Here is a 23,730-nt window from a genome sequence, read left to right on the forward strand (position 1 = left end):
CCTTAACGTAAGGAATGGATTGAAGTATGGGCCGGGGCTGGAAGCTATTTATTATCGCCATCGCGGCCGCTGCGGTTTTAAGCGGCGCTGGACTGCTGACGCTGAGCTGGTGGCTGCCGCGGCTGGCGGGCTTCTGGCTGCCCGCTGCCACCACGGTCAGGCTGGATGGCAACCCCCGCTGGCGTTCAGGCGCCTTGTGGCTGCCCGGCCTTCGCTATCGCACAGGCGACTGCGAGCTGGCGAGGGCGAGCAACGTGACGCTGGGAAGCGCCGCAGGCCGCTGGAAGCTGGGCGCGACGCTGCTTGAAGTCAACAGCGCCTGTTTCAGCAAGCTGTCGACAAGCAGCGATCAGCCTGCCGCGCCGCGTTCGCTGGCGGAGTGGCAGTCAATGCTGCCAAAAGCAGACGTTGCCATTAAGCGCGTCAGCCTGCTTCCCTGGCAAAGCTGGGCGGGAGCGCTGCGGCTCAACCTCGATCCACAACGGCAGCTTATTCGCTGGCAGGGCGAAAACCTTTCGTTACGGGCCGTGCTGGCGGGCCAGCAGCTGGATGTACAGTCGCTGGCGCTTAGCGTAGCGGGCATGACCGATCCCATCACTGTGAACGGTTTGCTGACGCTGCCGAAAATACCTGACCGGCTGCCGGATAGCGGCGAGCTGGCGGCCACGCTGAAAACGGCCAGCGTTCCACAGCCGCTGCGGGCCAGCCTCAACTGGCAGCAGAACAGCGGCACGCTGACCCTCAGGGCGCAGGATCTGGAGGTGCCGCTGCTGCTGCTGCCGTGGCGGGTTTCCGCGCAGCAAATTGCGATTAGCCAGGGCAAATGGCGCTGGCCCTGGGCCGCACAACCGGTGTCCGGCGGCGTGGCCCTGACGCTAAAAGACTGGCGGCAAGGGCTGCCGGGGATGGAAGTCACAGGGAGACTCAACGTGCTGACCCAGGGACGCGGCGGCAAAGGCAATGTCGTGCTGTCAGTCGGGCCGGGCCATCTGGACTGGACGCAGAGCGAGCTGCCGTTTCGCCTGACGGGCGAGAGCAAACTGGCGCAGCTGCTTTTTTTCGCCGGCATTCCCGGCAAGTTACAGGGCCCGCTGCTTGATCCCGTTCTGCGCCTTCAGCCCGGCGCGCTGTTGCGGATGCGCGGGCGTCTGCTCTCTACGCTGGAGGTGGACGAAGCGCGCTGGCCGCTTTCCGGGGTGGCGGTCTCTTCAGCGGGCATCGAGGGGCGGCTACAGGCCATTCTTAGCGCGCACGATAACCAGATGGGACGGTTCCGCCTGCATCTGGACGGTCGCGCCACGGGATTCTGGCCGGACAAAGGCCGCTGGCTGTGGCGCTATTGGGGCGACGGGCTGATGGCGCCGCTGGCGGCCAAATGGGATGTAAAAGGGCGTGGAAGCTGGCAGGATCGGCAGATTGAACTCGCTTCTTTGTCCACCGGATTCGATCAAATTCGCTACGGCGGGGTAACAATGGCCGCGCCCAGGCTAACGCTGGCCAGGCCGGTTCGCTGGCTACGCGACGAGAAAACCCCTGCTTTTAGCGCAAGCTTGCGGCTCAACGCGCAGCGCACCAGCCTCGACAGCGGCGGCTATCTGCCGCCCGCAGAGTTAATGCTTGACCTCAACGGTAGCGATCCCGCTCGTTTCCTCTATAAGGGCAAACTGACCGCCGATCCGGTCGGCCCGGTACGGATACAGGGCCGCTGGGACGGTACGCGGCTGCGCGGCCAGGCCTGGTGGCCGCAGCAGTCGCTAAGGGTTCTCCAGTCACTGTTAAACGACGATCTGAAAATGTCTGTTCGCGGCGGCACGCTGAAAGCTCAGGTCGCTTTTTCAGCGGCGGCGGATCAGGGTTTTGCCGCAGGCGGCCACTGGGTGGTCAGCGATGGCAGCGTGCGCACGCCGGATAACCAGTTTACCGGCATCGATTTCTCTTTGCCGTTCAGGCTGCAAGCGGGCCAGTGGTACTTTGGCGCCAAAGGCCCGGTTTCGCTGCGCATTAAGGCAATTAAAAACCAGTTTGCGCTAAAAAATATTCGCGCCGATCTTCAGGGCTGGTATCCGTGGAGCACCGCCCGGCCGCTGCGCCTGAGCAACGTCGGGGTGGAGGTGCTGGGCGGCGAGCTGAGTTTGCTTAGCCTTCAGCTACCGCAAACCGAAGCGGCCACGCTACGGCTGAAAGCTATCAGCATGAGCGAGCTGGTAACGGCCATTCAGCCGAAAAAAATCGCCATGTCCGGCCGCGTTGACGGCGCGCTGCCACTGTGGCTGCAAAATTCTGCCTGGCTGGTCAAAGAGGGCTGGATCACCAACAGCGGCCCGCTGACGCTGCGGCTGGATAAAGATTTCGCCGACGCGCTGGCTTCCGGTAATATTGCCACCGGCGCGGCGATGGACTGGCTGCGCTATATGGAAATTTCCCGCAGTCGGGCCACGCTGAATATTGATAATAAAGGCGAGATGACCATGACGGCGCAGGTCAACGGCACCAGCCGCTTCAGCGATAAAAATCAGCACGTCTCGCTGCACTACACGCAGCAGGAAAATATTTTTCAGCTGTGGCGTAGCCTGCGCTTTGGTGACAATTTGCAATCCTGGACAGAGCAGCACGCCACGCTGTCAGCACAAGGAAAAACCGAATGAAAACAGCTCTGCCGATCCTCGCGGGGATGCTGCTCAGCGGCTGCGTGCCCCGTATTGAGGTCGCTGCCCCAAAAGAGCCGATTACCATCAATATGAACGTGAAAATCGAGCATGAAATCGTGATTAAAGCGGACAAAGACGTGCAGACGCTGCTGAAAAACGGCGAGGATGCGCCGCTGCGGCAATAAAAAAGCAGCCGGGCGGCTGCTTTTTCAGGCGAGATCTGAGGAAAAGATCAGGCGTTAACCAGCTGGTTCAGCGTGGCTTTCGCTTCTTCGCTGGCTTTGGTGGCCGCTTCCGGGCCGTATGCCATGCCTTCAGCGTAAACGAACTGTACGTCGCTCAGACCCAGGAAGCCCAGGAACAGCTTCAGGTAAGGCGTTTGCAGATCGGCTGGCGTATCTTTATGGATGCCGCCGCGGCTGGTGATCACAATTACTTTTTTACCGACGATCAGACCTTCCGGGCCTTTCTCGGTGTAGCGGAAAGTTACGCCGGCGCGGGCAATCAGGTCAAAGTAGTTTTTTAATTGCGTCGGGATGTTGAAATTGTACATCGGCGCCGTAATAACAACGGTATCCACAGACTGAATTTCAGCAATCAGCTCGTCGGAAAGCGCCAGGGCTTCCTGCTGACGCGGCGTCAGAGCAGCATCGGAAGGACGCAGCGCGCCGACCAGTTCGCCGTCCAGTACCGGAATCGGATTTGCAGCCAGATCGCGGATCACGATCTCATCGCCGCTGTGCGCCGCTTTCCACTCTGCAACAAAGTGATCGGCCAGCTGGTTGGACTGTGAGTAGCCTGCGAGAATGCTCGATTTCAGTACTAAAACTTTGCTCATAATGAATTTCCTTTGTTATGCGGATGTGTCCGCTCAATGACTTACACTCTATTGGCAAATCAGCCGTAGGGATAGTGCAATATTCTGAAGCCCGTGTTCGAATTTACTGAACAAGGTTAGCGCGCCGCAGCCGTAGCTAAGTGGTTGTCTGTGCTACAATACGCAAAATTTTTTATTCATACTTTGTTTGCCAGCCTGCTGGCGATTAGCGAGCTTTTTTATGTCTGATACTCCCCGTACGCCTTTAACGACGCTGGCGCCGCGCCTGGAAGCGCTGATGCTCAGAGATCGTCAGCGGCTGCAAAAGCGCCTGCACGGCGCAAAAAAAGTGAAGAACCCTGCGGCTCAGCAGGCGATAGCCGATGAGCTGAGCGGCGAAATCGCCGCGGCGGAACAGCGCGTGGCGCTGCGGAAAGCGGCCACGCCGACCATCCGCTACCCGGAAAACCTGCCGGTCAGCCAGAAGAAACAGGAAATCGCCGAGGCTATTCGCGATCACCAGGTGGTGATAGTGGCAGGCGAAACCGGCTCGGGGAAAACCACCCAGCTGCCGAAGATTTGCATGGAGCTGGGCCGGGGCATCACGGGGCTGATTGGTCACACCCAGCCGCGTCGTCTGGCGGCGAGAACGGTGGCCGATCGCATTGCGGCCGAGCTGGAAACTTCGCTCGGCGGCTGCGTGGGCTACAAGGTGCGCTTCAACGATCAGGTCAGCGAAACGACGCAGGTCAAGCTGATGACCGACGGTATCCTGCTGGCGGAAATCCAGCAGGATCGCCTGCTGATGCAGTACGACACCATCATTATTGATGAGGCGCACGAGCGCAGCCTGAATATCGACTTCCTGCTGGGCTATCTGCGCGAGCTGCTGCCGCGCCGTCCCGATTTAAAGATTATCATTACCTCGGCCACTATCGATCCACAGCGCTTTTCCCGGCACTTTCACCATGCGCCGGTGATTGAAGTCTCCGGCCGCACTTATCCGGTCGAAGTGCGTTACCGGCCGATTGTGGAAGAGGCGGACGACACCGAACGCGATCAGCTACAGGCGATTTTTGACGCGGTGGACGAGCTGGGTCAGGAAAGCCGTGGCGATATCCTGATCTTTATGAGCGGCGAAAGGGAAATTCGCGACACCGCCGATGCGCTGAACCGTCGCGATCTGCCGCATACGGAGATCCTGCCGCTCTATGCGCGCCTTTCCAACGCCGAGCAGAACCGCGTCTTCCAGTCGCACAGCGGCAGGCGCATCGTGCTGGCGACCAACGTGGCGGAAACGTCGCTGACCGTGCCCGGTATTAAGTACGTTATCGATCCCGGCACGGCGCGTATCAGCCGCTACAGCTTCCGCACCAAGGTTCAGCGTTTGCCGATTGAGCCGATTTCCCAGGCGTCGGCAAACCAGCGTAAAGGACGCTGCGGCCGCGTTTCCGAGGGCATCTGTATCCGCCTTTATTCGGAAGAGGATTTTTTAAGCCGTCCGGCCTTTACCGATCCGGAAATTTTGCGCACCAATCTGGCCTCGGTCATCTTGCAAATGACCGCGCTGGGCTTGGGCGATATCGGCGCGTTTCCTTTTGTGGAAGCGCCGGACAAACGCAATATTCAGGATGGCGTCAAGCTGCTGGAAGAGCTGGGCGCGATAACCCTGGACGACCAGCACTACAAGCTGACGCCTTCCGGCCGTTCGCTGGCGCAGCTGCCGGTCGATCCGCGCCTGGCGAAAATGGTGCTGGAGGCGCAGAAATACGCCTGTACCCGCGAAGTGATGATTATCACCGCCGCGCTTTCTATCCAGGATCCGCGCGAGCGTCCGGTTGAGAAACAGCAGGCATCCGACGAGAAACATCGCCGTTTTGCCGACAAAGAGTCCGATTTCCTCTCCTTCGTCAATCTGTGGAACTACCTTCAGGAGCAGCAGAAAGCGCTGTCGTCCAGCCAGTTCCGACGCCTGTGCAAAACGGACTACCTGAACTATCTGCGCGTGCGCGAATGGCAGGATATCTACACCCAGCTGCGGCAGGTGGTGCGCGAGCTGGGTATTCCGCTGAACAGCGAACCGGCGGATTTCCGGGGCGTGCATACCGCGCTGCTGACCGGGCTGCTTTCCCATATTGGTCAGAAAGACGTCGAGAAGCAGGAGTACTCCGGCGCGCGCAACGCCCGCTTCTCGATTTTCCCCGGCTCCGGCCTGTTTAAAAAGCCGCCGAAGTGGATGATGGTCGCTGAACTGGTGGAAACCAGCCGTCTCTGGGGCCGTATTGCCGCCCGTATCGAGCCGGAATGGATCGAGCCGCTGGCGCAGCATCTGATTAAACGCAGCTACAGCGAGCCGCACTGGGAGAAAGGCCAGGGCGCCGTGATGGCCAGTGAAAAAGTCACGCTGTACGGCCTGCCGATCGTAGCGGCGCGCAAGGTCAACTACGGCCCGATCGATCCGGTGCTGTCGCGCGAGCTGTTTATCCGCCACGCGCTGGTGGAAGGCGACTGGCAGACGCGTCACGCCTTCTTCCGCGCCAATCTTAAACTGCGTGAAGAGGTGGAAGAGCTGGAGCATAAATCGCGCCGACGCGATATCCTGGTGGATGACGAGACGCTGTTTACCTTTTATGACCAGCGTATTCCGCACGAGGTGATTTCCGCCCGGCATTTCGACAGTTGGTGGAAAAAGGCGAGCCGCGAGCAGCCCGAGCTGCTTAATTTTGCTAAAGAGATGCTGATCCGCGAAGGCGCTGAGAACATCAGCAAGCTGGATTACCCTAACTTTTGGCAACAGGGCAACCTGAAGCTGAAGCTGAGCTACCAGTTCGAGCCGGGAACCGATGCGGATGGCGTTACGGTGCATATCCCGCTGCCGCTGCTGAATCAGGTTGAGGAAAAAGGCTTCGAGTGGCAGATCCCCGGCGTGCGGCGGGAGCTGGTTATCGCGCTGATTAAGTCGTTGCCAAAACCGTTACGCCGTAACTTTGTGCCCGCGCCGAATTACGCCGACGCTTTTCTGGCGCGCGCCACGCCGCTGGAGCTGCCGCTGGTGGACGCGCTGGAGCGCGAATTCCGTCGGATGAGCGGCGTCACTATCGACCGTGAGGCCTGGCAATGGGATCAGGTGCCCGATCATCTTAAAATGACTTTCCGCGTGGTGGACGAACATAACCGCAAGCTGGCGGAAGGACGCGATCTCGCCGCGCTGAAAGAGCAGCTGAAGGCTAAAGTGCAGGAAACGCTGTCGCTGGTGGCGGATGACGGGCTGGAGCAGAGCGGCCTGCATATCTGGAGCTTCGGCGATCTGCCAGACCATTTCGAGCAGAAGCGCGGCAGCTACAGCGTGAAGGCATGGCCCGCGCTGGTGGATGAAAAAGAGAGCGTGGCGATCCGGCTGTTTGATTCCGAGCACGAGCAGAAAAAAGCGATGTGGCGCGGTCAGCGCAGGCTGCTGCTGCTCAATATCCCTTCGCCGATTAAATATCTGCATGAAAAGCTGCCGAACAAAGCCAAGCTGGGGCTTTACTTTAACCCTTATGGCAAAGTGCTGGATTTGATAGATGACTGCATCGCCTGCGGCGTGGACAAGCTGATTGCCGAATATGGCGGCCCGACCTGGCAGGAAGAGGGCTTCCGCCAGCTGCATGAAAAAGTGCGAGCGGAGCTGAACGAAACCGTGGTGGAAATAGCCAAAAAGGTCGAGCAGATCCTGACGGCGGTGTTTGCTATCAACAAGCGGCTGAAAGGGCGCGTGGATATGACGATGGCGCTGGCGCTTTCCGATATCAAAGCGCAGATGAACGGCCTGGTATATCGCGGTTTCGTTACCGGCAACGGCTGGAACAAGCTTGCCGACACCCTTCGCTATTTGCAGGCTATCGAGCGCCGTCTGGAAAAGCTGCCGGTCGATCCGCACAGCGACCGCGCCAGAATGGTCAAGATAGAGAAAGTTCAGCAGGCCTGGCAGGGGTGGTTTAACAAGCTGCCGCCGGTTCGCCGCGATGATGAGGATGTAAAAGAGATCCGCTGGATGATTGAAGAGCTGCGCGTCAGCTATTTCGCTCAGCAGCTGGGCACGCCTTATCCGGTTTCGGAAAAGCGTATTCAGCAGGCGATGGATGAGATAGTGCTCTGAGATTAACTCGTCCGCAGGCAATACAGGCCAGCGGACGCTCTTAAACTTAAATAGCTGTTGCTAAAAGAATTAGCAGTAAAAACGCGTTAAGGATTGGTGAGCGGCTTTGCCTGCTGCATCCGGCTGGAGAAAAGGCAAAAAGGATATTCACTAGTACAGCTTAAAAACCTGCCTGAATGCCGCAAACCGACGGCATTCATTTATCCCTTTATTCCTGCGCCAGCGTTTCCAGGCCGTCCCGGAAGGCGGTGACGGCAATGGCGCGGTTATCCGCTTCGTAACGATCTTTTGCCGCCGGTGCAGAGCTTTGTACCGCAATCAGCTGCCAGCCGCTGTCGCTTTTTAGCAGGAGCGGCGAACCGCTGTCGCCAGGCAGGGTGTCGCACTGATGCGACAGCACATTTTTCTGCGCCCAGCCGGTAATCAGACAGTTGCTGTGTGAATAGAGCGTATCAAGATGATCTTCCGGGTAGCCCGCCTGAGTTACCCGACGCTGTTGCGTTTTCAGCGCGGCGGTCAGATCGCTGCGGCTGCCGTCAAACAGCGGCACGGGTGTTATGCCGGAAGGCGGATTATGCAGTACGACCAGCCCGTAATCGTAAGGTGCGGCCGATGAAGGCACGATCCAGCCGTCGCCGTCGGCCTTAAGCTTTCTGCCTAAAGCGGGATCGACCCGGGTATCCACATCGTGAATTTCGTAGCGCCAGTCGCCATCATGCCCGATAAAACGCAGCGCAACGACTTTATCGATTTTGCCCGGCGGCGCCAGCAGACAGTGGCCGGCAGTCAGGGCTAAATGAGGCGAAATCAGGGTGGCGCTACACAGGTTGCCGCTGGCGGTTTCCAGCTGGCCTATTGCTTCCCACGGCTGGCTGGCGGTATCGCTGACAGGGTGGCGATCGTCTTTGCCGAAAAACAGCGTTCTGACATCCTGTGCGTCGTCGTCACCGGCGTGGCTACAAAATGAAAGGGCTAAACATCCCATTAAAAAAAAAGCTTTCAGGCGCATGTCTCTCTCTGAATGGAGATTAAAAACCGCAGGTGGTAATAACTATAGTCGGCTGGCGGTAAAAAGGAAGTTTAATTTATAAATCAGCAGGCTACGGGTATTAAAGATAGAAGCTAAAGGCGATAGCGCCGCAGATAATCATACAGGCCAGGATAATTTCGAATAAATAGCGGCGCACCATCATCCGATACTCCAGGAAAAAAACACCCGGCTGAACCGGGTGTTTAAGTGAACAGACTAAGTTGAAGGCTTGCTTCGGCAATTACGCTTTAGGCGCGGCGGCTTTCTTAGCGGTTTTCTTGTGGTGTACTTTCTTGGCGGCCTGAGCTTTCTGCGCTACTGGCTTAGCGGCTTTCTTGTGGTGTACTTTCTTGGCGGCCTGAGCTTTCTGCGCTACTGGCTTGGTTGCTTTTTTATGGTGCACTTTCTTGGCAGCCTGCGCTTTCTGCGCTACTGGTTTAGCCGCTTTTTTGTGATGTACTTTCTTGGCAGCCTGCGCTTTCTGTGCAGCTGGCTTAACGGCTTTCTTGTGGGCCTTCTTGGCTGCCTGAGCTTTCTGGGCTACCGGCTGTTTAACGGCTTTCTTGTGTTTTTTAACTGCCTGCGCTTTCTGCACGGCTTTCTTGTGCGCTTTGTGATGCTTAGCGGCATGAGCTGGCGCGGCGGTAGTAGAAGCAGCCGGTGCGGTAGTGGCTGGCGCGGCGGTGGTTTCAGCAGCAAAAGCAACTGAAGAGATACCCATAGCAGCGGCTACAACCAGAGCGAATAATTTTTTCATTGCACAACCCTCAAAGTGTTATTTCATTTTTCAGCCCACTGCGGGGCCGGTGAAGAGACTATAAGGGAAGGGCGGCGGGCTTTCCGTGAGTGATTGGTATCGGCGTGTTACCGATTGTACAAAGCCCGCCGGCGCGACGGGCTTGCGGACTGGTTACAGGTAGCGGTTTTCCAGATGCTGCCGGAAAAAGCGCGGATTAAGATCTTCGCCGGTGGCGTTTTCAATCAGCTGACGGGTGGTGAAACGACTGCCGTGCTGCCAGATATTCTGCTGTAGCCAGTCAAAGATCGGTTGCAGATTTCCTTCGCGGATATCGCTGTGCACCTGCGGCAGCGCCTTTTTCACGCTGTTGAAAAGCTGTGCCGCGTACATGGCACCCAGCGTGTAGGTAGGGAAATAGCCGAACGAGCCGTCCGTCCAGTGAATGTCCTGCATACAGCCGTCGCGATAGTTGCCGGTCGTGTCCAGCCCCAGCAGCGCCTGCATCTTCTCCTGCCACAGCGTCGGGATGTCGTCCACTTCAATCTCGCTTTCGATCAGCGCACGCTCGATCTCATAACGCAGAATGATATGCGCGGGATAGCTCACTTCATCCGCATCCACGCGGATCAAACCAGGCTTAACGCGCTGGTTAAGGGCGATAAAGTTAGCTTCTTCCAGCTCAGGACGGTCGCCCATCAGCGTTTTAACCTGCGGCAGCAGCAGGCTCAAAAACTCCGTGCTGCGGCCCAGCTGCTTTTCAAAGAAAAGGCTTTGCGACTCGTGAATCGCGGTGGAGCGGGCCAGTGCAACGGGCTGACCGGCCCACTGCTTCGGCAGATTCTGCTCGTAGCAGGCGTGGCCAGTTTCGTGGATCACGCCCATCATCGCGCTGATAAATTCGTTAGCGTTGTAGCGGGTAGTAATGCGTACATCTTCCGGAACGCCGCCGCAAAACGGATGCGCGCTGACGTCCAGTCGCCCGGCGTTAAAGTCAAAATTAAGCAGCTTCATCAGCGCGTTGCCCAGCAGCTGCTGCGACTCCACCGCGAAAGGGCCAACCGGTACGGCAACCGGCTGGCGTGACTGCTTCTCGACAATACGCGCCAGCAGCGAAGGCAGCCACTGCTTCAGCTCGCCGAAGGTGCTGTCCAGCTTGGCGGCGGTCATGCCAGGCTCATAAAGATCCAGTAACGCATCGTAACGGGAGCAGCCGTTCGCCTGCGCGCGCAGCTCGGCTTCCGCCCGGCTCAGCTTTACTACTTCCTTCAGATTAGCGGCAAAACCCTGCCAGTCATTGGCGGGGCGCTGCTGACGCCAGGCGTGTTCGCAGCGGGCGCCGACGAGAGATTTTTCCTCGACCAGCGCGGCAGGCAGCAGGGCGGCCTGATCGTAAGCGCGGCGCATCTCACGCAGGTTAGCGCGCTCCACGTCATTCAGGGTTTCATTGGCAGCCTGATCCAGCCATTGCGCCACGGCTTTATCGGTCAGGATTTCATGACGCAGCACGCTCAGTTCGGCCAGCGCCGCGCCGCGTGCGCTACTGCCGCCGGGCGGCATCATGGTCATCATATCCCAGCCGGCGATGGCTGACAGATGGCCGAAGCGGGAAAGACGGGTAAAGGTTCGGGTCAGATTTGCATAGGCGGATGACATAGATATCCTTTTAGTCATGGCGCTGTCAGACAGCGCGAGGAGGCGTTAAGGGTAAATCAACCGGCCAGCAAAAGCGAACGCTTGCGCCGCCAAGCGGGCTGGCGTCGATAGTCACGGTGCCGCCAAAGGCCTGCGCTACCGAGTGCACAATCGCCAGCCCAAGCCCGCAGCCGCCGGTCGCGCGGTCGCGGCTGGGGTCAAGACGCACGAAAGGCTCGAATACCCGTTCGCGCTCGGCCAGTGGAATGCCCGGCCCGTCATCCTCTACCTGCAAGCAGGCGGTATCGCCGTCGAACCACAGCCCGACGCGCAGGCGCTGCCGGGCATAGCGCAACGCGTTATTGACCAGGTTATCCAGCACTCGCTCCATCAGCCGCGTGTCCGCCACGCCCAGGTTCTGACGCTGCGGCGTATCCAGCTCCAGGGTAAATTCGGGATGCACCATGCGGATATCGTCCAGCCGTTCGCTCAGCCAGGCAGCCAGATCGAGCGACTGAAGATGCAGATCGACCTTTGGCCTGTCCAGGCGGGCGTAGGTCAGCAATTCTTCAATCAGCGACTCCAGCTGGCCGATATCGCGATTCAGCGCGGCGGCTTCGCTGGCGCTAAGATTATCGCTCATCTCCAGCCGGTAGCGCAGGCGCACCAGCGGCGTGCGTAGCTCATGGGCGATGCCGTCAATCAGCTGCTTTTTACTGACCACCAGCGTATTGATATTGTCCGCCATCTGATTAAAGGCCACGCCGAGCCGCAACAGGCTGGAGGCGTTATCAAAATGGATCCGCTCGTCCAGATGGCCCTGGCCGAAGCGCTGCGCCGCCGACTCCAGCCGCAGCATGTCTTTCCAGTGCGGCCGCATCCAGATAAACACCGGCAGCGCCAGCGAAATGCCGATAAAGGCCAGCAGCACGATATCCAGGATGCGCATTTCGTGCAGGAAAAAGAGGTAAGGGATCGGCCCCACGGCCAGCACATAATGGCTGCGCGGAATGTGCTGTAAAAAAGTGTATTCGTCATCAAGGGCGACGATCCCGCCCGCGCGCAGGCGGCGCATGGTAGGCGCATCCAGCTGATACTTGTTCATCGGCTCGATATGCAGCTTAAAAGAGAGGTTAAGATCCAGATTATCGATGGTTTTATTCCAGTCGCGGGGCGGGATTTCCCGCAGCTCGCTGCGCATCAGGTAGAGCGAGCTTTTCATCAGGTCATCCATTGACTCTCGCCCGGCACGCTCGGCGGTAAATTTATACACCAGCCCCACCAGCATCGCCATGACCAGAAAACAGACAAACAGCAGCAGATAAAACTGAATAAACAGCTTCTTCATTTTTTTTTACCTAAAAACATAAATTTAGCTATATCGCGATGGCTGAAAGGGCACTGTGGGGGCAGGACGTAATCCCCCTGTGCGCTTGTTCAACAGTTCGGCCCAGTGCATTTATTCACGGTGAGCAGACGGTGTAAACCATTTCTGCATCCTCCGATTAGCAATGAAAGCCGGGCCTGCGTCGGCAGATAGCCTCCAGCAGGTAAAATGTATGCCTTGACTGATATGGGCGGCGATAAAACCCTGCTCGCCTCACGGCTCTGTCCCGGATAGATGTTCCAGAGTCCCGATAGTGAGAGGCCTGGCTACCACGCTTCGATCCGGAGACGAACACAAAATAAAGCTTGTGTATCCTTGCAGTTCAAAATGCGCGTGGCTGAACAGTTACAAGGACTTTTGGAAGATGTCCGGTAAGCTTTTTCTGCTTCCTTGACGCATCAAAAGCGGGTTCAGGCAATTTTATAGTGTGAATACCGATGCTATGGATTCGGCGAAGCACTGATTTTTTCAGCATGGACAGCGGATTGATAACACAATTATAGACCCGGCAAAAAACGGGGTTTATGTTGCCCTTTGCATCGATCGCGTTATTATAGCTAATCAGGGATAACGTCAAATAAGGATTAAATATGACAAATAGTGAAATGGAAGAAAAACTTTCAGAACAGGGGTTTAGCGCAAAGGAAATTGCCCTGCTCAAACATCGGGTTGAACAAGATACAACGACATATCAGGCGCTGTTGATTGACTTAAGTAGAAGGTTTATTGGTGCTTTAATATTATTGGCAGTGGTTATATTTTTTTATATGAGTGGTTTTTTCATAAGAGAGCATACTGACGTAACAGCTGTTTTAATAACGTTAGGTTTTACATTTATTGTCACCTGGTATGTGGCACCTTTAAAGCTAGGTGCCAAGGCATATTTTTTTAGGAGAAGGAATCGTTATTTGTGATCATTACTGTAAATTGATTTGAGCGTCACTGCATCGCTTCCCATTTCAATAACAAGATCGGTGCGTGACATTTTCTTTATATTTCTTATGTAATCCGATCTGAGGTAGTAAAATAATCGCCATTTTTCAGGTTTTATGACCAATCTGGTCATGCCGTAAGCAGACAGGAATAAGTCCATATAACTATAAGCTAGTCTGCCTGTTTTGTCGGTGAAGCCAAAAAGCTTTGCTGTACAGATATAACGATCCTTCAAAAAACCTTCAGCATTATCTTTATTATTTTTTAAATTTACAATACTCTCCTCAAGCGCATTAGTGCCATGTAGCACAAGCATACCACCAAAGGCAAATCCGACAATATTCCCGGTAGATAATGATGATATTGCCACTCCGAGGCCTGCAACAATCTGAAACCCACTAAGTACTACGCCAACACCATTAATTACATAACCCCATACCCCATTTTCCTGCTTTAACTGGGCGGTCGCCACAATTTTAGCATTACCCATGCTTAACTGGCGCTCCTGACTTTCCATATACGCTCTTTCCTGCTTGAGATTATTGAGAGATTGCTGACAGAGAGCATCCTGCCGGGCGGTTCGGATAGTTTGTAACTGATGATCGATAAAATTTTGTATATTGTCCCTGAAATCCATTCTTACAGCTATATTTCTGAGGTGGCGATCTGCCAGTTGGGCAGCAAGTCTTGAAAGTTGCCGTGCCTCAAGGTCTGCCATTGTAAGGAAGTAACGGGTGAAGGGGGCTCTCGCTAAGTAGTTATCCATAACTCATCCTTTTATCCATTGAAATAGCTTCCGGGTAAGATAGTTAAAATAAGGCCGTGTCTGAAGGGCAATTAGATAAAAACACTATGTGTTTTTCTCCGGGGATTGTAAAGAGGTATCCCTTAAAATCCCAATAGTTTTTCTCCCAAAACAGATTTACTTAATTATCAATATTGGAGCTTATAGGAATTTTTATAGCGGTTATTTGATTTTTACCTTCAAGAAGGTTATTTAATTGAAATGTGTTAATGTATGTTTGCATAAATCCTCTTTCACCCTATGGAGAAGTTAAAAAGGCTTATCTGTTTTCACGATATCATCAATTTTTAACGTCTGGTTTCAGAACAGGAAAAGAAGGTTTTTGGCGCTAAAAAGTGATGCATGTTCTTGGGTGTCCACTTTTGTGTCATGTTTTCTCATGCGGAAAAAATTTGCTGTATTAAATTGATCCTGGGCATTAAATTTGAAGAATGCTGTAAAACTCCCTTTGCATTTAACGTTGGTATAAAATCCCAGCCATATTCTGAGCGGGTGCTACTTAACCGGAAAAGATTATGTTTGTAAAAAAAGTAATATCAGGTTTGCTCATAGTATTGGGAAGCGCAGCCCTGGCTGGCTGCGTAGTGGCTGACGGCACGCATCATCATTCCAGCCCATCATCAGACCGGCATCATCATGCTGGTGCGCCAGGGACAGCAGGCAGCGGCAGTCAACATATAGGGCCACCGCCGCTTCCACGGAGCGCGGCTCAGCATTTTGGCCCTCCGGGCCATACCGGATTTTACCACTGAAAATGCAAAGGCCCACTTCGGTGGGCCTTGTCACAGGTTTATTCGGTTTTATTAAAGTGCTGAGCCGCTGTTTCGGTTACATGTCCCGGCTGGTAATGTCGGGAACAGGACTACCTGCTGCGCGATTGTCCTTGAACGAATCGGCAGAACAAAAAGGCTGCCTGCTGCACAATCGTCCTGACACGGATCGGCAGAACAAAATTTTACCGACATCCGCCAGACGAACGATTTTTATTGCGTATCCCAGGCGTGTGGCGCAAACAGATAGCCTTTATTACGGATGGTTTTAATGCGATAAGGCTCGGTTGCGCTGTCCAGCAGCTTTTTACGCAGGCGTGAGATCGCCACGTCGATGCTGCGGTCCATGCCGTCGTAACTCACGCCGCGCAGCGTTTTCAACAGGGCATCGCGGTTAAGAATCGATCCGGCATGCGTCGCCAGCTCCCACAGCAGATCGAAGTCAGCGGTGGAAAGAGCGATGATTTCGCCGCCCAGCGTGACCTGGCGGTTAACGGCATCCACGGTCAACGTGCCGAAACGCAGGGTTTTCTGTGCGCTCATGGCCGGAGCAATCACCGCCTCGTCGCCGCTGTGCGTCGCGGCCTGACGCAGATGCAGCCGCAGGCGCGCCAGCAGCACCGCAGGCGGCGTGGTTTTAAGGATATAGTCGTTGGCGCCCATCTCCAACGATAAAATATGATTCATATCGCTGTCCAGCGAGGTCAGCAGCACAATCGGGCCGGACCATGTTTGGCTGGCGCGCAGATCGCGGCACAGCGTCATGCCGTCCTTGCCGGGCAGCATAATATCCAGCATCACCAGATCCGGCATGGCGGCCTCAATGGTGGCTTCGGCGCGGTCGCCACGGCTTTCTACGATCACTTCAATATCATGACGCTTCAGGTAGGCGGCGATAAGTTCGCCCACATCCCGATCGTCCTCAACGAATACTATTTTATTCATAGCGACATTTTTTTACCTGGGAGTAACAACATTACCCAATGTTTACGCTGACTACTATAAGTCAGGGCTAAATAACTCTCGATGTATAGTATAAATGGCGTAAAATATGTCATTATATTCGACAGGGTTGTTGCCTGACGACGCGGTGCGTTGATTAACGGAGAAAGGGGAGAAAAGGGTGTCTGATAAAGAGCTGGCTTCAACGGGACGGGATTGCCATATCTGCCTGAACTATATCGATTTTCTCGCGGCTTCCTGTAAAAAACGCTGGAGCTTTGTCGACGCTATTTACGGCGTCATGCCTATTTTCGGCATGGTGACCAAAAACTCGCCCGACCAGTCCTGTCCGCCATCGGAAAGGCTGAAAGCGCTGGCGCTGCAAATCATTTCTACCCAGGTAAGCGATGAGATAAATATCGCCCGATTGATAACCCTGGCTGAACAACAGCACATTGAACGCTTTGAAATCCTGCTGCCTTATCCGCTTTCTGAACAGCAGCTTGAGGCTATCCGCGAAGAGTACGTCAAGCCACTTTCGCTGGAACAGCATGACGATCGGTTAACGATCGCCATGCCCGCTTTTTCTCACTAACGCAGCAGCATCCACGTTGCCGGTGCAGCACCGGCAATCAGCACGCCCATCGCTATTTTTTCCAGTTTATTCAGATAGCCATTTCCCCGGCCGTTGCGGCGCGCCCAGATAAACAGCAGCATCCCGGGCGCATAAAGCACCACGGAAAGCAGCAGGTGCAGCGGCCCGGAGGCGTACAGCAGCCACAAACCGTAGGCGCTGGCACCCAATGCGACGACCAGCGCCGCCGTTTTCTGCTGCGCGCGAGCGACTTTAAACAGGTAGGCACCGACCAGAAGATAGGGCACCAGCACCATTTCGGAAGCGATGGTCAGCAGCGTGTTGTAATCTGAACCGGTCAGCCAAATCAGGATCAGGCAGCCCTGAACGCTCAGATTGGTCAGCCAAAGCGAGGCAGAGGGCGCGCCGCGCGCGTTCTGCTTCGCCAGCGAGCGCGGGAAGGTGCCGTTTCCGGCCGCCAGCATCGGCACTTCCGCCGCCATAATCGTCCAGCTGAGATAGGCGCCGCTAACCGAGACGATCAGCCCCAGCGCGATAACCATATCGCCCCATGAGCCAATCAGGCGGTTCAGCAGGCCCGCCATCGAAGGATTACGCATCTGGGCCAGTTCCGCTCGCGGCACAATGCCAAGAGAAAGCAGCGTAACCAACAGATAGACCACCAGCGCGGCAATTACCGCCAGCAGCGTGGCGCGTCCCACATCTTTTTTGTTCCTCGCCCGTGCGGAAACCACTACCGCGCCTTCCACGCCGATAAACACCCACAGCGTGATCAGCATGGTGTTTTTGACCTGCTCCCAAACCGGCACGCCCAGCTCGATGCCTGAAAAATCAAAGCGGAAACGCTCAAGATTAAAGGCCGCTATTGCCAGCACCACAAACAGCCCCAGCGGCACCAGTTTGCCCAGGGTGGCGACAAGGTTAATACTCGCCGCCGTCTGCACGCCGCGCAGCACCAGCCAGTGCACCAGCCAGAGCAGCACCGAAGCGCCCAGCATGGCCTGCCAGGTATTGCCATCGCCAAACACCACGTGGCCCGGCGAGTCGGTAAAGAAGCTCAGGGCGGAGAACACAATCACCAGATATGAGACGTTAGCGATAACCGCGCACAGCCAGTAGCCCCAGGCCGAGCAGAAGCCGACCAGCTCGCCAAAACCGGCACGGGCATAGGTATAGATGCCGCCGTCCAGCTCGGGTTTAAGGCGGGTCAGCAGCAGCAGCGCCAGCGACAGCATAATAATGCCGACGCCGGTGATCGCCCAGCCCGTCAGCAGCGCCGCCGGGCCGGCCACTAACGCCATATTTTGCGGCAGACTAAAAACGCCGGCGCCCAGCATGGAACTCAGTACCAGCGCCGTCAGCGCGGTAAGACCTAATTTTTTGTCCAAAAAAGCATCCCAAAACCAGAATAAAAAACCATAACAGGATGAATGGCTCGCAATTTATACGCTTTGCACGGCTAAACCCGAAGAGATCCCCTGAAACCGGCGGCGATTTTACGGAGTGGCCCAGCGAGATGCAATGCGAAAGAGGGCGAAAAGTGATTGAGTATGCAAATTATGGCGGGAAGTTATGCAGCGGGGCGGCGGTGAGCGCTGTAGCGTTTTGCCTGAGAGAGGCGCGCCAGACGTACAGGCGCGCCTTTGCTGATGCTTACTTAAACAGGTCGGCAGAAACGGTCAGGTTGCCGCCGCTCTGGTTAGACCACTGGCGAGTAATATGATAATACTTGGCGCCTTTCTCAATCGCGGCCCGGCCCACGGCGTCGGAGATCTCCGTAGGCGTACCGAAGTGGCCGGTAAAGGTGACGCTGTCGAACGGCTGCATCTGCGCTGCGGTAATGGCGTTGACTTCCTGCACGCTTTTGCCCTGCGGCGTTCTCACGGTATAGCGTTCGCCGGTAGAGGACTGCGTTTCAAAGAAGCGGCCAACTTTATTGCTTGGCGTTTCGGAAGAGGCGACGCCGGGGATCTGCACAGCCTTCGCGGCAGTACCGCCTGCGGCGATGGCAGCTTTACCTGCCTGAGAATCGGCCGGGATCAGATCCGGAGACTGCACCTGGCGCGCTTTCGCATCGGCTTTGTAAACATAGGCGGTAATATACTGATTGCCGCCGCTGTTGGCGTCGATCTGACGGATAATAAAGAACGAAGCCGCGCCTTTCTCTTTCGCTTTTCGGGTAATAGCGTCGTTAACGTCCGGCTGGCTGTGGTAGAAGCCGCTGACGGAAACCGTATCAAAGGGTTCCAGCTTATAGGCTTCCGACTTGGTCAGCTCGCGCACGCCATTGATCACGCGATCCTGCGATTTCGGCGCCGGCTGCGCATCGTCGCGATAGATATCCGCCACCACGCGCCAGTTGCCGCCATTGTTGTTGCTGTCGTTAATACTTTGTACGTAAAAAGCTTTCGCGCCCAGCTCGTCGGCACGTTTTGAAATCGCCTCGTTGGCTTCGTTAATGGCATTAAAACGGCCGGTAATGCTGATGCGATCGAAAGGCTTCAGCGCCGCCGCTTTTTCCGGCGTCAGTTCCTGGGCCGCATAAGCGGAAAGTGAGGTGAGCGACAACAGGGCTGATGCCAGAATAGTAATCTTCAGCTTCATAAAAATAATCCTTCGCCTTGCGCAAAAAAAATGAGTACGAAAACGTGCTGGACTCTTGATGTGTAACAGATTAGCTCTCGATTATTGCATGTAATAATGCGTCCTGTCTCAGCCATTTTGAGTCAGGCGGCACCGCGATAAGCGCAGCGGCGGCAGGTCATATTAAAAAAATGTTAAATAATACCTTTGCCAACGGCTTTACCACTTAAGCCACTAAATACTATCGTTATTACAGTTAATTGGCTGTTAAATATTACCTTTTGTCGCCGCTTCTTTACCGTTTTGTTACTTTTCCTTAGCAGATTATGCGAGGAACATCGCGAAATAAGCGCTGAAAATCGCGTTTTTGCCGCCTGCGCCGAATTTTTCAGATATAAAAAGGGCAAACGGTACGGCAACGGCTGGTATGACCGTGCCGTTTTCAGTAGTTTATAAGGTGTTCGCAGTAAAACAGGTGGCGCTTAAGCCGCGCCGCCGCAGTAAGAAATCGTCTTACCTCTGATGAAAGGGAATACTATGCTGATTGGAATTACCAAAGAGCGGTTGCCCAATGAAACGCGAGTCGCCGCCACGCCCAAAACGGTTGAGCAGCTGCTGGCGCTGGGCTTCAGCGTGGCGGTGGAGCGGGGCGCAGGCAGGTTAGCCAGCTTTGACGACGACGCTTATGCCGCAGCGGGCGCTACGCTGGTCGATACCGACGCCGTCTGGCAGGCGGATATCGTGCTCAAAGTCAACGCGCCCGGGGATGAAGAAATTACGCAAACCCGTGAGGGCAGTACGCTGGTCAGCTTTATCTGGCCCGCGCAAAATCCGGCGCTGCTGGAGAAGCTGGCGGCGCGCAACGTCACCGTGATGTCGATGGATGCGGTGCCGCGTATTTCCCGCGCGCAGTCGCTGGATGCGCTCAGCTCGATGGCTAACATCGCCGGCTATCGTGCGATCATCGAGGCCGCGCATGAGTTTGGCCGCTTCTTTACGGGCCAGATCACCGCCGCAGGCAAAGTGCCACCGGCTAAGGTGATGGTTATCGGCGCAGGCGTCGCCGGGCTGGCGGCCATCGGTGCGGCAGGCAGCCTTGGCGCTATCGTGCGTGCTTTTGATACCCGCCCGGAAGTGAAAGAGCAGGTGCAGAGCATGGGCGCGGAATTCCTTGAACTCGATTTCGAGGAAGAGGCGGGCAGCGGCGACGGCTATGCGAAAGTGATGTCAGAGGCCTTTATTAAAGCGGAAATGGCGCTGTTCGCCGCGCAGGCGAAGGAAGTGGATATCATTGTCACCACTGCGCTAATCCCCGGCAAACCTGCACCGAAACTGATCACTGCCGACATGGTGGCTGCCATGAAGCCAGGCAGCGTTATTGTCGATCTTGCGGCACAAACCGGCGGCAACTGTGAGCTGACCGTAGCGGACCAGGTCACCACAACTGAAAACGGCGTGAAAATTATCGGCTATACCGATCTGCCGGGCCGCCTGCCTGGTCAATCCTCACAGCTTTACGGCACCAACCTCGTCAACCTGCTTAAACTGCTTTGCAAGGAGAAGAATGGCGAGATTACTGTCGACTTCGACGATGTGGTCATCCGGGGCGTAACCGTGGTGCGCCAGGGCGAAATCACCTGGCCTGCACCGCCGATTCAGGTTTCCGCCGCGCCGAAAGCGGCGCCTGCGGCCGCCAAAGCGCCAGAGAAACCAGAAGCGAAACCTGCTTCACCCTTCCGAAAATATGCGCTGTTTGCGCTGGCTATCGTGCTGTTCGGCTGGCTCGCTAACGTTGCGCCGCCCGCCTTCCTGACCCATTTTACCGTGTTCGCGCTCGCCTGCGTGGTGGGTTACTACGTGGTGTGGAACGTCAGCCACGCGCTGCATACGCCGCTGATGTCGGTCACTAACGCTATCTCCGGCATCATCGTGGTCGGCGCGGTACTGCAAATGGGGCACGGCGGCTGGGTCAGCTTCTTCTCCTTTATTGCCGTGCTGATTGCCAGCATCAATATCTTCGGTGGCTTCACCGTGACTCAGCGCATGCTGAAAATGTTTCGTAAGAACTAAGGGGTAATCAATGTCTGGCGGATTAGTGACTGCAGCATACATTGTTGCCGCAATTCTTTTTATTTGCAGCCTGGCCGGGCTGTCGAAGCATGAAACCGCTAAGCAGGGCAACCTGTTTGGCATCAGCGGCATGGCGATTGCGCTGCTGGCGACGCTGCTTGGCCCCGACAGCAGCAGCGTCGGCTGGGTGCTGTTGGCGATGGTGATCGGCGGCGCGATTGGCGTGCGGCTGGCAAAAAAGGTCGAAATGACCGAAATGCCGGAGCTGGTGGCGGTGCTGCACAGCTTCGTTGGCCTGGCTGCGGTGCTGGTGGGCTTTAACAGCTATCTCTATCACGCGCCCGGAATGGATGCGGTGATAGAGAACATTCATCTCACTGAGGTCTTTATCGGTATCTTTATCGGCGCGGTGACCTTCACCGGTTCGCTGGTCGCCTGGGGCAAGCTGTGCGGGAAACTCTCTTCCCGGCCGCTGGCGCTGCCGCACCGGCACCGGCTTAACCTGCTGGCGCTGGTGGTATCGCTTTGCCTGCTGATTATCTTTGTGCGCACCGACAGCACGGGATGGCAGGGCTTTGCGCTATTGCTGATGACCATCATTGCGCTGGCGTTCGGCTGGCATCTGGTGGCTTCCATCGGCGGCGCGGATATGCCGGTCGTGGTATCTATGCTCAACTCCTATTCGGGCTGGGCGGCGGCGGCGGCGGGCTTTATGCTCAGCAACGACCTGCTGATCGTGACCGGCGCGCTGGTCGGTTCAAGCGGCGCCATTCTCTCTTACATTATGTGTAAGGCGATGAACCGCTCCTTTATCAGCGTTATCGCAGGCGGTTTCGGCACCGACAGCAGCTCGACCGGCGAAGGCGAGGAGGCGGGCGAGTACCGCGAAATTGACGTGCAGGGAACGGCGGAACTGCTGAAAAACTCGCGCAGCGTGATCATCACCCCAGGCTACGGGATGGCGGTAGCGCAGGCGCAGTATCCCGTAGCGGAAATCACCGAGAAGCTGCGTGCGCAGGGCATTAAGGTGCGCTTTGGCATTCATCCGGTCGCCGGACGTCTGCCGGGCCATATGAACGTGCTGCTGGCCGAGGCGCGGGTGCCTTACGATATCGTGCTGGAAATGGATGAAATCAACGACGACTTCAGCGAAACGGATACCGTGCTGGTGATTGGCGCCAACGATACCGTCAACCCGGCGGCGCAGGAAGATCCGCGCAGCCCAATCGCGGGGATGCCGGTGCTGGAAGTGTGGAAAGCGCAGAACGTGGTGGTCTTTAAGCGTTCCATGAACACCGGCTATGCCGGCGTGCAGAACCCGCTGTTCTTTCGTGACAACACCCAGATGCTGTTTGGTGATGCGAAAGCCACGGTGGATGCCATTCTGAAAGCGCTGTAACAGGCGCTGAAGGTAAGAGGCCGGGGAGTTCCCCGGCCTCTTTTTTGACTAACGATCAGTCGTCTTCGTCATCATCCAGTTCGATCGGCGATACGAAGCCTTCCGGCTTGATCGCCAGCAGATCGCAACGCAGATGATCGATAACCTGCTCCGCCGTATTGCCCAGGAAAGCCGCTGACAGTCCGGTGCGGCCAATAGTGCCAAGCACCACCACGCCAGCGTCCAGCCGATCCGCCAGGTCCGGGATCACTTCTTCCGGCAGGCCTTTTGCTACATGAGTAAACTTTTCGTCGATGCTGAAGCTTTGCCGTAATGCCTTCATCGCCAGCAGGTGCTGACCACGGATCGCATCGTTGTAAACGCTGGGATCGAAGTCGGGCAGCTCAATGGCGATATTTACCGGGGTAACAGGATAGGCGCCAACCAGATGGACTTCGGTATGGTTGACCTGTTTCGCCAGCTCCAGCGTCTCTTTGACCAGTTGAGTATTCAACGGGTCGTGATGTGGCTCTTCGCTGGCGAGATTTACCGCCACTACCGCCTTGCCGCCTTCCGGCCAGGGCTGGTCTTTTACCATCCATACCGGGCAGGGACACTTGCGCAGCAGGTGCCAGTCGGTAGGCGTAAACACCACCGACTGAAGTCGGTCGTGCTGATGTGCCATCTTCAGCAGCAGATCGTAGCCGCCGTCCAGCACTTCCTGAATAATCGCCTCGTAGGGGCGGTTATGCCAGACCACCTTGATATCAATGTTCACGCCCGCGGCCAGATAGGCTTTTGCCTGCTCGCGGATCCATTCGGTGCGCTGGCTGATCACCCCTTTGCGCATGGTGACGCGCTCGTCGGGCGACAGCAGCGTCGTCATTTCGTAAGAAAAATCATAGATAGGCAGAAAAGCCGTGATCTGACCACCGAGGCGCTGATTAAGATAGACAGCACGGCGCAGCGCTGGCTGGTCGTCCTGTTGCGCGTCGATCGCCACGAGAATGTTTTGGTACTTAGCCATAACGGGTCCTCCATACGCTGGTTAGCTTAAAAGATAGCCCAATCAACGTCGGGAAAGAAAGAAAAAGTTATAGCCAGATCAATATTATAACAAAAGGATCGCTAAAAGCGGCTGGTACGGTCGTCTGCCCGCTTTTCCACCGCGCGAAAACGGCTAAACGGGGGCTATGACAGCATAGTGAAGGGCGAGTGAAAAGACGCAAATCAAGCGGCAGGATGGACAAAACTGCCAGGTCA

At 56.0% G+C, this 23,730-nt stretch carries 17 protein-coding genes; 7 read left to right on the forward strand and 10 right to left on the reverse strand.

The window, feature by feature from the left end:
• Nucleotides 1–26: 26 nt before the first annotated feature.
• Nucleotides 27–2,645 carry a YdbH family protein gene (locus QCD69_RS08320; protein ID WP_301251681.1) on the forward strand — a complete coding sequence of 873 codons (2,619 nt, stop codon included), beginning with the start codon at nt 27–29 and terminating at the stop codon, nt 2,643–2,645.
• Nucleotides 2,642–2,833 (forward strand): YnbE family lipoprotein, encoded by a 192-nt coding sequence (locus QCD69_RS08325; protein WP_253453943.1) that lies wholly within the window; start codon nt 2,642–2,644, stop codon nt 2,831–2,833. The genes QCD69_RS08320 and QCD69_RS08325 overlap by 4 nt, the downstream gene beginning before the upstream one ends.
• A gap of 47 nt (nt 2,834–2,880) precedes the next feature.
• On the opposite strand, the gene QCD69_RS08330 is transcribed toward QCD69_RS08325, so the two are convergent.
• On the reverse strand, nt 2,881–3,486 hold the full coding sequence (locus QCD69_RS08330) for an FMN-dependent NADH-azoreductase (protein WP_253453945.1): 606 nt from the start codon (nt 3,484–3,486) through the stop codon (nt 2,881–2,883).
• A gap of 220 nt (nt 3,487–3,706) precedes the next feature.
• On the opposite strand from QCD69_RS08330, the gene hrpA reads away from it, so the two are divergent.
• Nucleotides 3,707–7,603, forward strand: a complete 3,897-nt coding sequence (gene hrpA / locus QCD69_RS08335; RefSeq protein WP_301251682.1) for an ATP-dependent RNA helicase HrpA — start codon at nt 3,707–3,709, stop codon at nt 7,601–7,603.
• A gap of 208 nt (nt 7,604–7,811) precedes the next feature.
• On the opposite strand, the gene QCD69_RS08340 is transcribed toward hrpA, so the two are convergent.
• The 4 genes from QCD69_RS08340 to rstB all read right to left on the reverse strand — a co-directional run bounded on the left by QCD69_RS08340 (nt 7,812) and on the right by rstB (nt 12,352).
• On the reverse strand, nt 7,812–8,612 hold the full coding sequence (locus QCD69_RS08340) for a trypsin-like serine peptidase (protein WP_253453949.1): 801 nt from the start codon (nt 8,610–8,612) through the stop codon (nt 7,812–7,814).
• A 262-nt stretch (nt 8,613–8,874) separates the two neighbouring features.
• Nucleotides 8,875–9,390, reverse strand: a complete 516-nt coding sequence (gene asr / locus QCD69_RS08345; protein WP_301251683.1) for an acid resistance repetitive basic protein Asr — start codon at nt 9,388–9,390, stop codon at nt 8,875–8,877.
• A gap of 153 nt (nt 9,391–9,543) precedes the next feature.
• Nucleotides 9,544–11,025, reverse strand: a complete 1,482-nt coding sequence (locus QCD69_RS08350) for a carboxypeptidase M32 (protein WP_301251684.1) — start codon at nt 11,023–11,025, stop codon at nt 9,544–9,546.
• Nucleotides 11,026–11,050: 25 nt separating this feature from the next.
• The gene (gene rstB, locus QCD69_RS08355) at nt 11,051–12,352 is read right to left on the reverse strand and encodes a two-component system sensor histidine kinase RstB (protein ID WP_253453955.1); all 1,302 of its coding nucleotides are present in this window, start codon (nt 12,350–12,352) and stop codon (nt 11,051–11,053) included.
• A gap of 629 nt (nt 12,353–12,981) precedes the next feature.
• Between rstB and QCD69_RS08360 the strand changes: the two genes are divergently transcribed.
• Nucleotides 12,982–13,305 (forward strand): hypothetical protein, encoded by a 324-nt coding sequence (locus QCD69_RS08360; RefSeq protein ID WP_301251685.1) that lies wholly within the window; start codon nt 12,982–12,984, stop codon nt 13,303–13,305.
• On the opposite strand, the gene QCD69_RS08365 is transcribed toward QCD69_RS08360, so the two are convergent.
• Together QCD69_RS08365 and rstA are read right to left on the reverse strand one after the other, a co-directional pair.
• Entirely contained in the window at nt 13,296–14,090 is a 795-nt protein-coding gene (locus QCD69_RS08365; protein ID WP_301251686.1) for a DUF4225 domain-containing protein, read from the reverse strand. The genes QCD69_RS08360 and QCD69_RS08365 overlap by 10 nt on opposite strands.
• Before the next feature lie 1,022 nt (nt 14,091–15,112).
• Nucleotides 15,113–15,844: a two-component system response regulator RstA gene (rstA, locus tag QCD69_RS08370; protein WP_253453961.1), complete on the reverse strand. Its 732-nt coding sequence runs from the start codon at nt 15,842–15,844 to the stop codon at nt 15,113–15,115.
• A 178-nt stretch (nt 15,845–16,022) separates the two neighbouring features.
• On the opposite strand from rstA, the gene QCD69_RS08375 reads away from it, so the two are divergent.
• Nucleotides 16,023–16,436, forward strand: coding sequence for a hypothetical protein (locus QCD69_RS08375; RefSeq protein WP_125287647.1), 414 nt, complete (start codon nt 16,023–16,025; stop codon nt 16,434–16,436).
• Here the strand turns inward: QCD69_RS08375 and QCD69_RS08380 are convergent.
• Together QCD69_RS08380 and ydgH are read right to left on the reverse strand one after the other, a co-directional pair.
• Entirely contained in the window at nt 16,433–17,824 is a 1,392-nt protein-coding gene (locus tag QCD69_RS08380; protein WP_301251687.1) for a basic amino acid/polyamine antiporter, read from the reverse strand. The two genes, QCD69_RS08375 and QCD69_RS08380, sit on opposite strands and share 4 nt — an antisense overlap.
• A 265-nt stretch (nt 17,825–18,089) precedes the next feature.
• Nucleotides 18,090–19,040, reverse strand: a complete 951-nt coding sequence (ydgH, locus tag QCD69_RS08385) for a DUF1471 family protein YdgH (protein ID WP_253453965.1) — start codon at nt 19,038–19,040, stop codon at nt 18,090–18,092.
• Nucleotides 19,041–19,556: 516 nt separating this feature from the next.
• Between ydgH and pntA the strand changes: the two genes are divergently transcribed.
• Entirely contained in the window at nt 19,557–21,089 is a 1,533-nt protein-coding gene (pntA, locus tag QCD69_RS08390) for a Re/Si-specific NAD(P)(+) transhydrogenase subunit alpha (RefSeq protein ID WP_253453967.1), read from the forward strand.
• Nucleotides 21,090–21,099: 10 nt separating this feature from the next.
• Nucleotides 21,100–22,488 carry a Re/Si-specific NAD(P)(+) transhydrogenase subunit beta gene (gene pntB / locus QCD69_RS08395; protein ID WP_301251688.1) on the forward strand — a complete coding sequence of 463 codons (1,389 nt, stop codon included), beginning with the start codon at nt 21,100–21,102 and terminating at the stop codon, nt 22,486–22,488.
• Between the two features lie 55 nt (nt 22,489–22,543).
• Here pntB and uspE read toward each other — a convergent pair whose 3' ends face one another.
• The gene (uspE, locus tag QCD69_RS08400) at nt 22,544–23,494 is read right to left on the reverse strand and encodes a universal stress protein UspE (RefSeq protein WP_253453971.1); all 951 of its coding nucleotides are present in this window, start codon (nt 23,492–23,494) and stop codon (nt 22,544–22,546) included.
• Between the last annotated feature and the right edge of the window lie 236 nt (nt 23,495–23,730).

Source organism: Erwinia sp. PsM31 (assembly GCF_030433775.1).
In the GTDB taxonomy this organism is placed as follows: Bacteria; Pseudomonadota; Gammaproteobacteria; order Enterobacterales; family Enterobacteriaceae; genus Erwinia; species Erwinia aeris.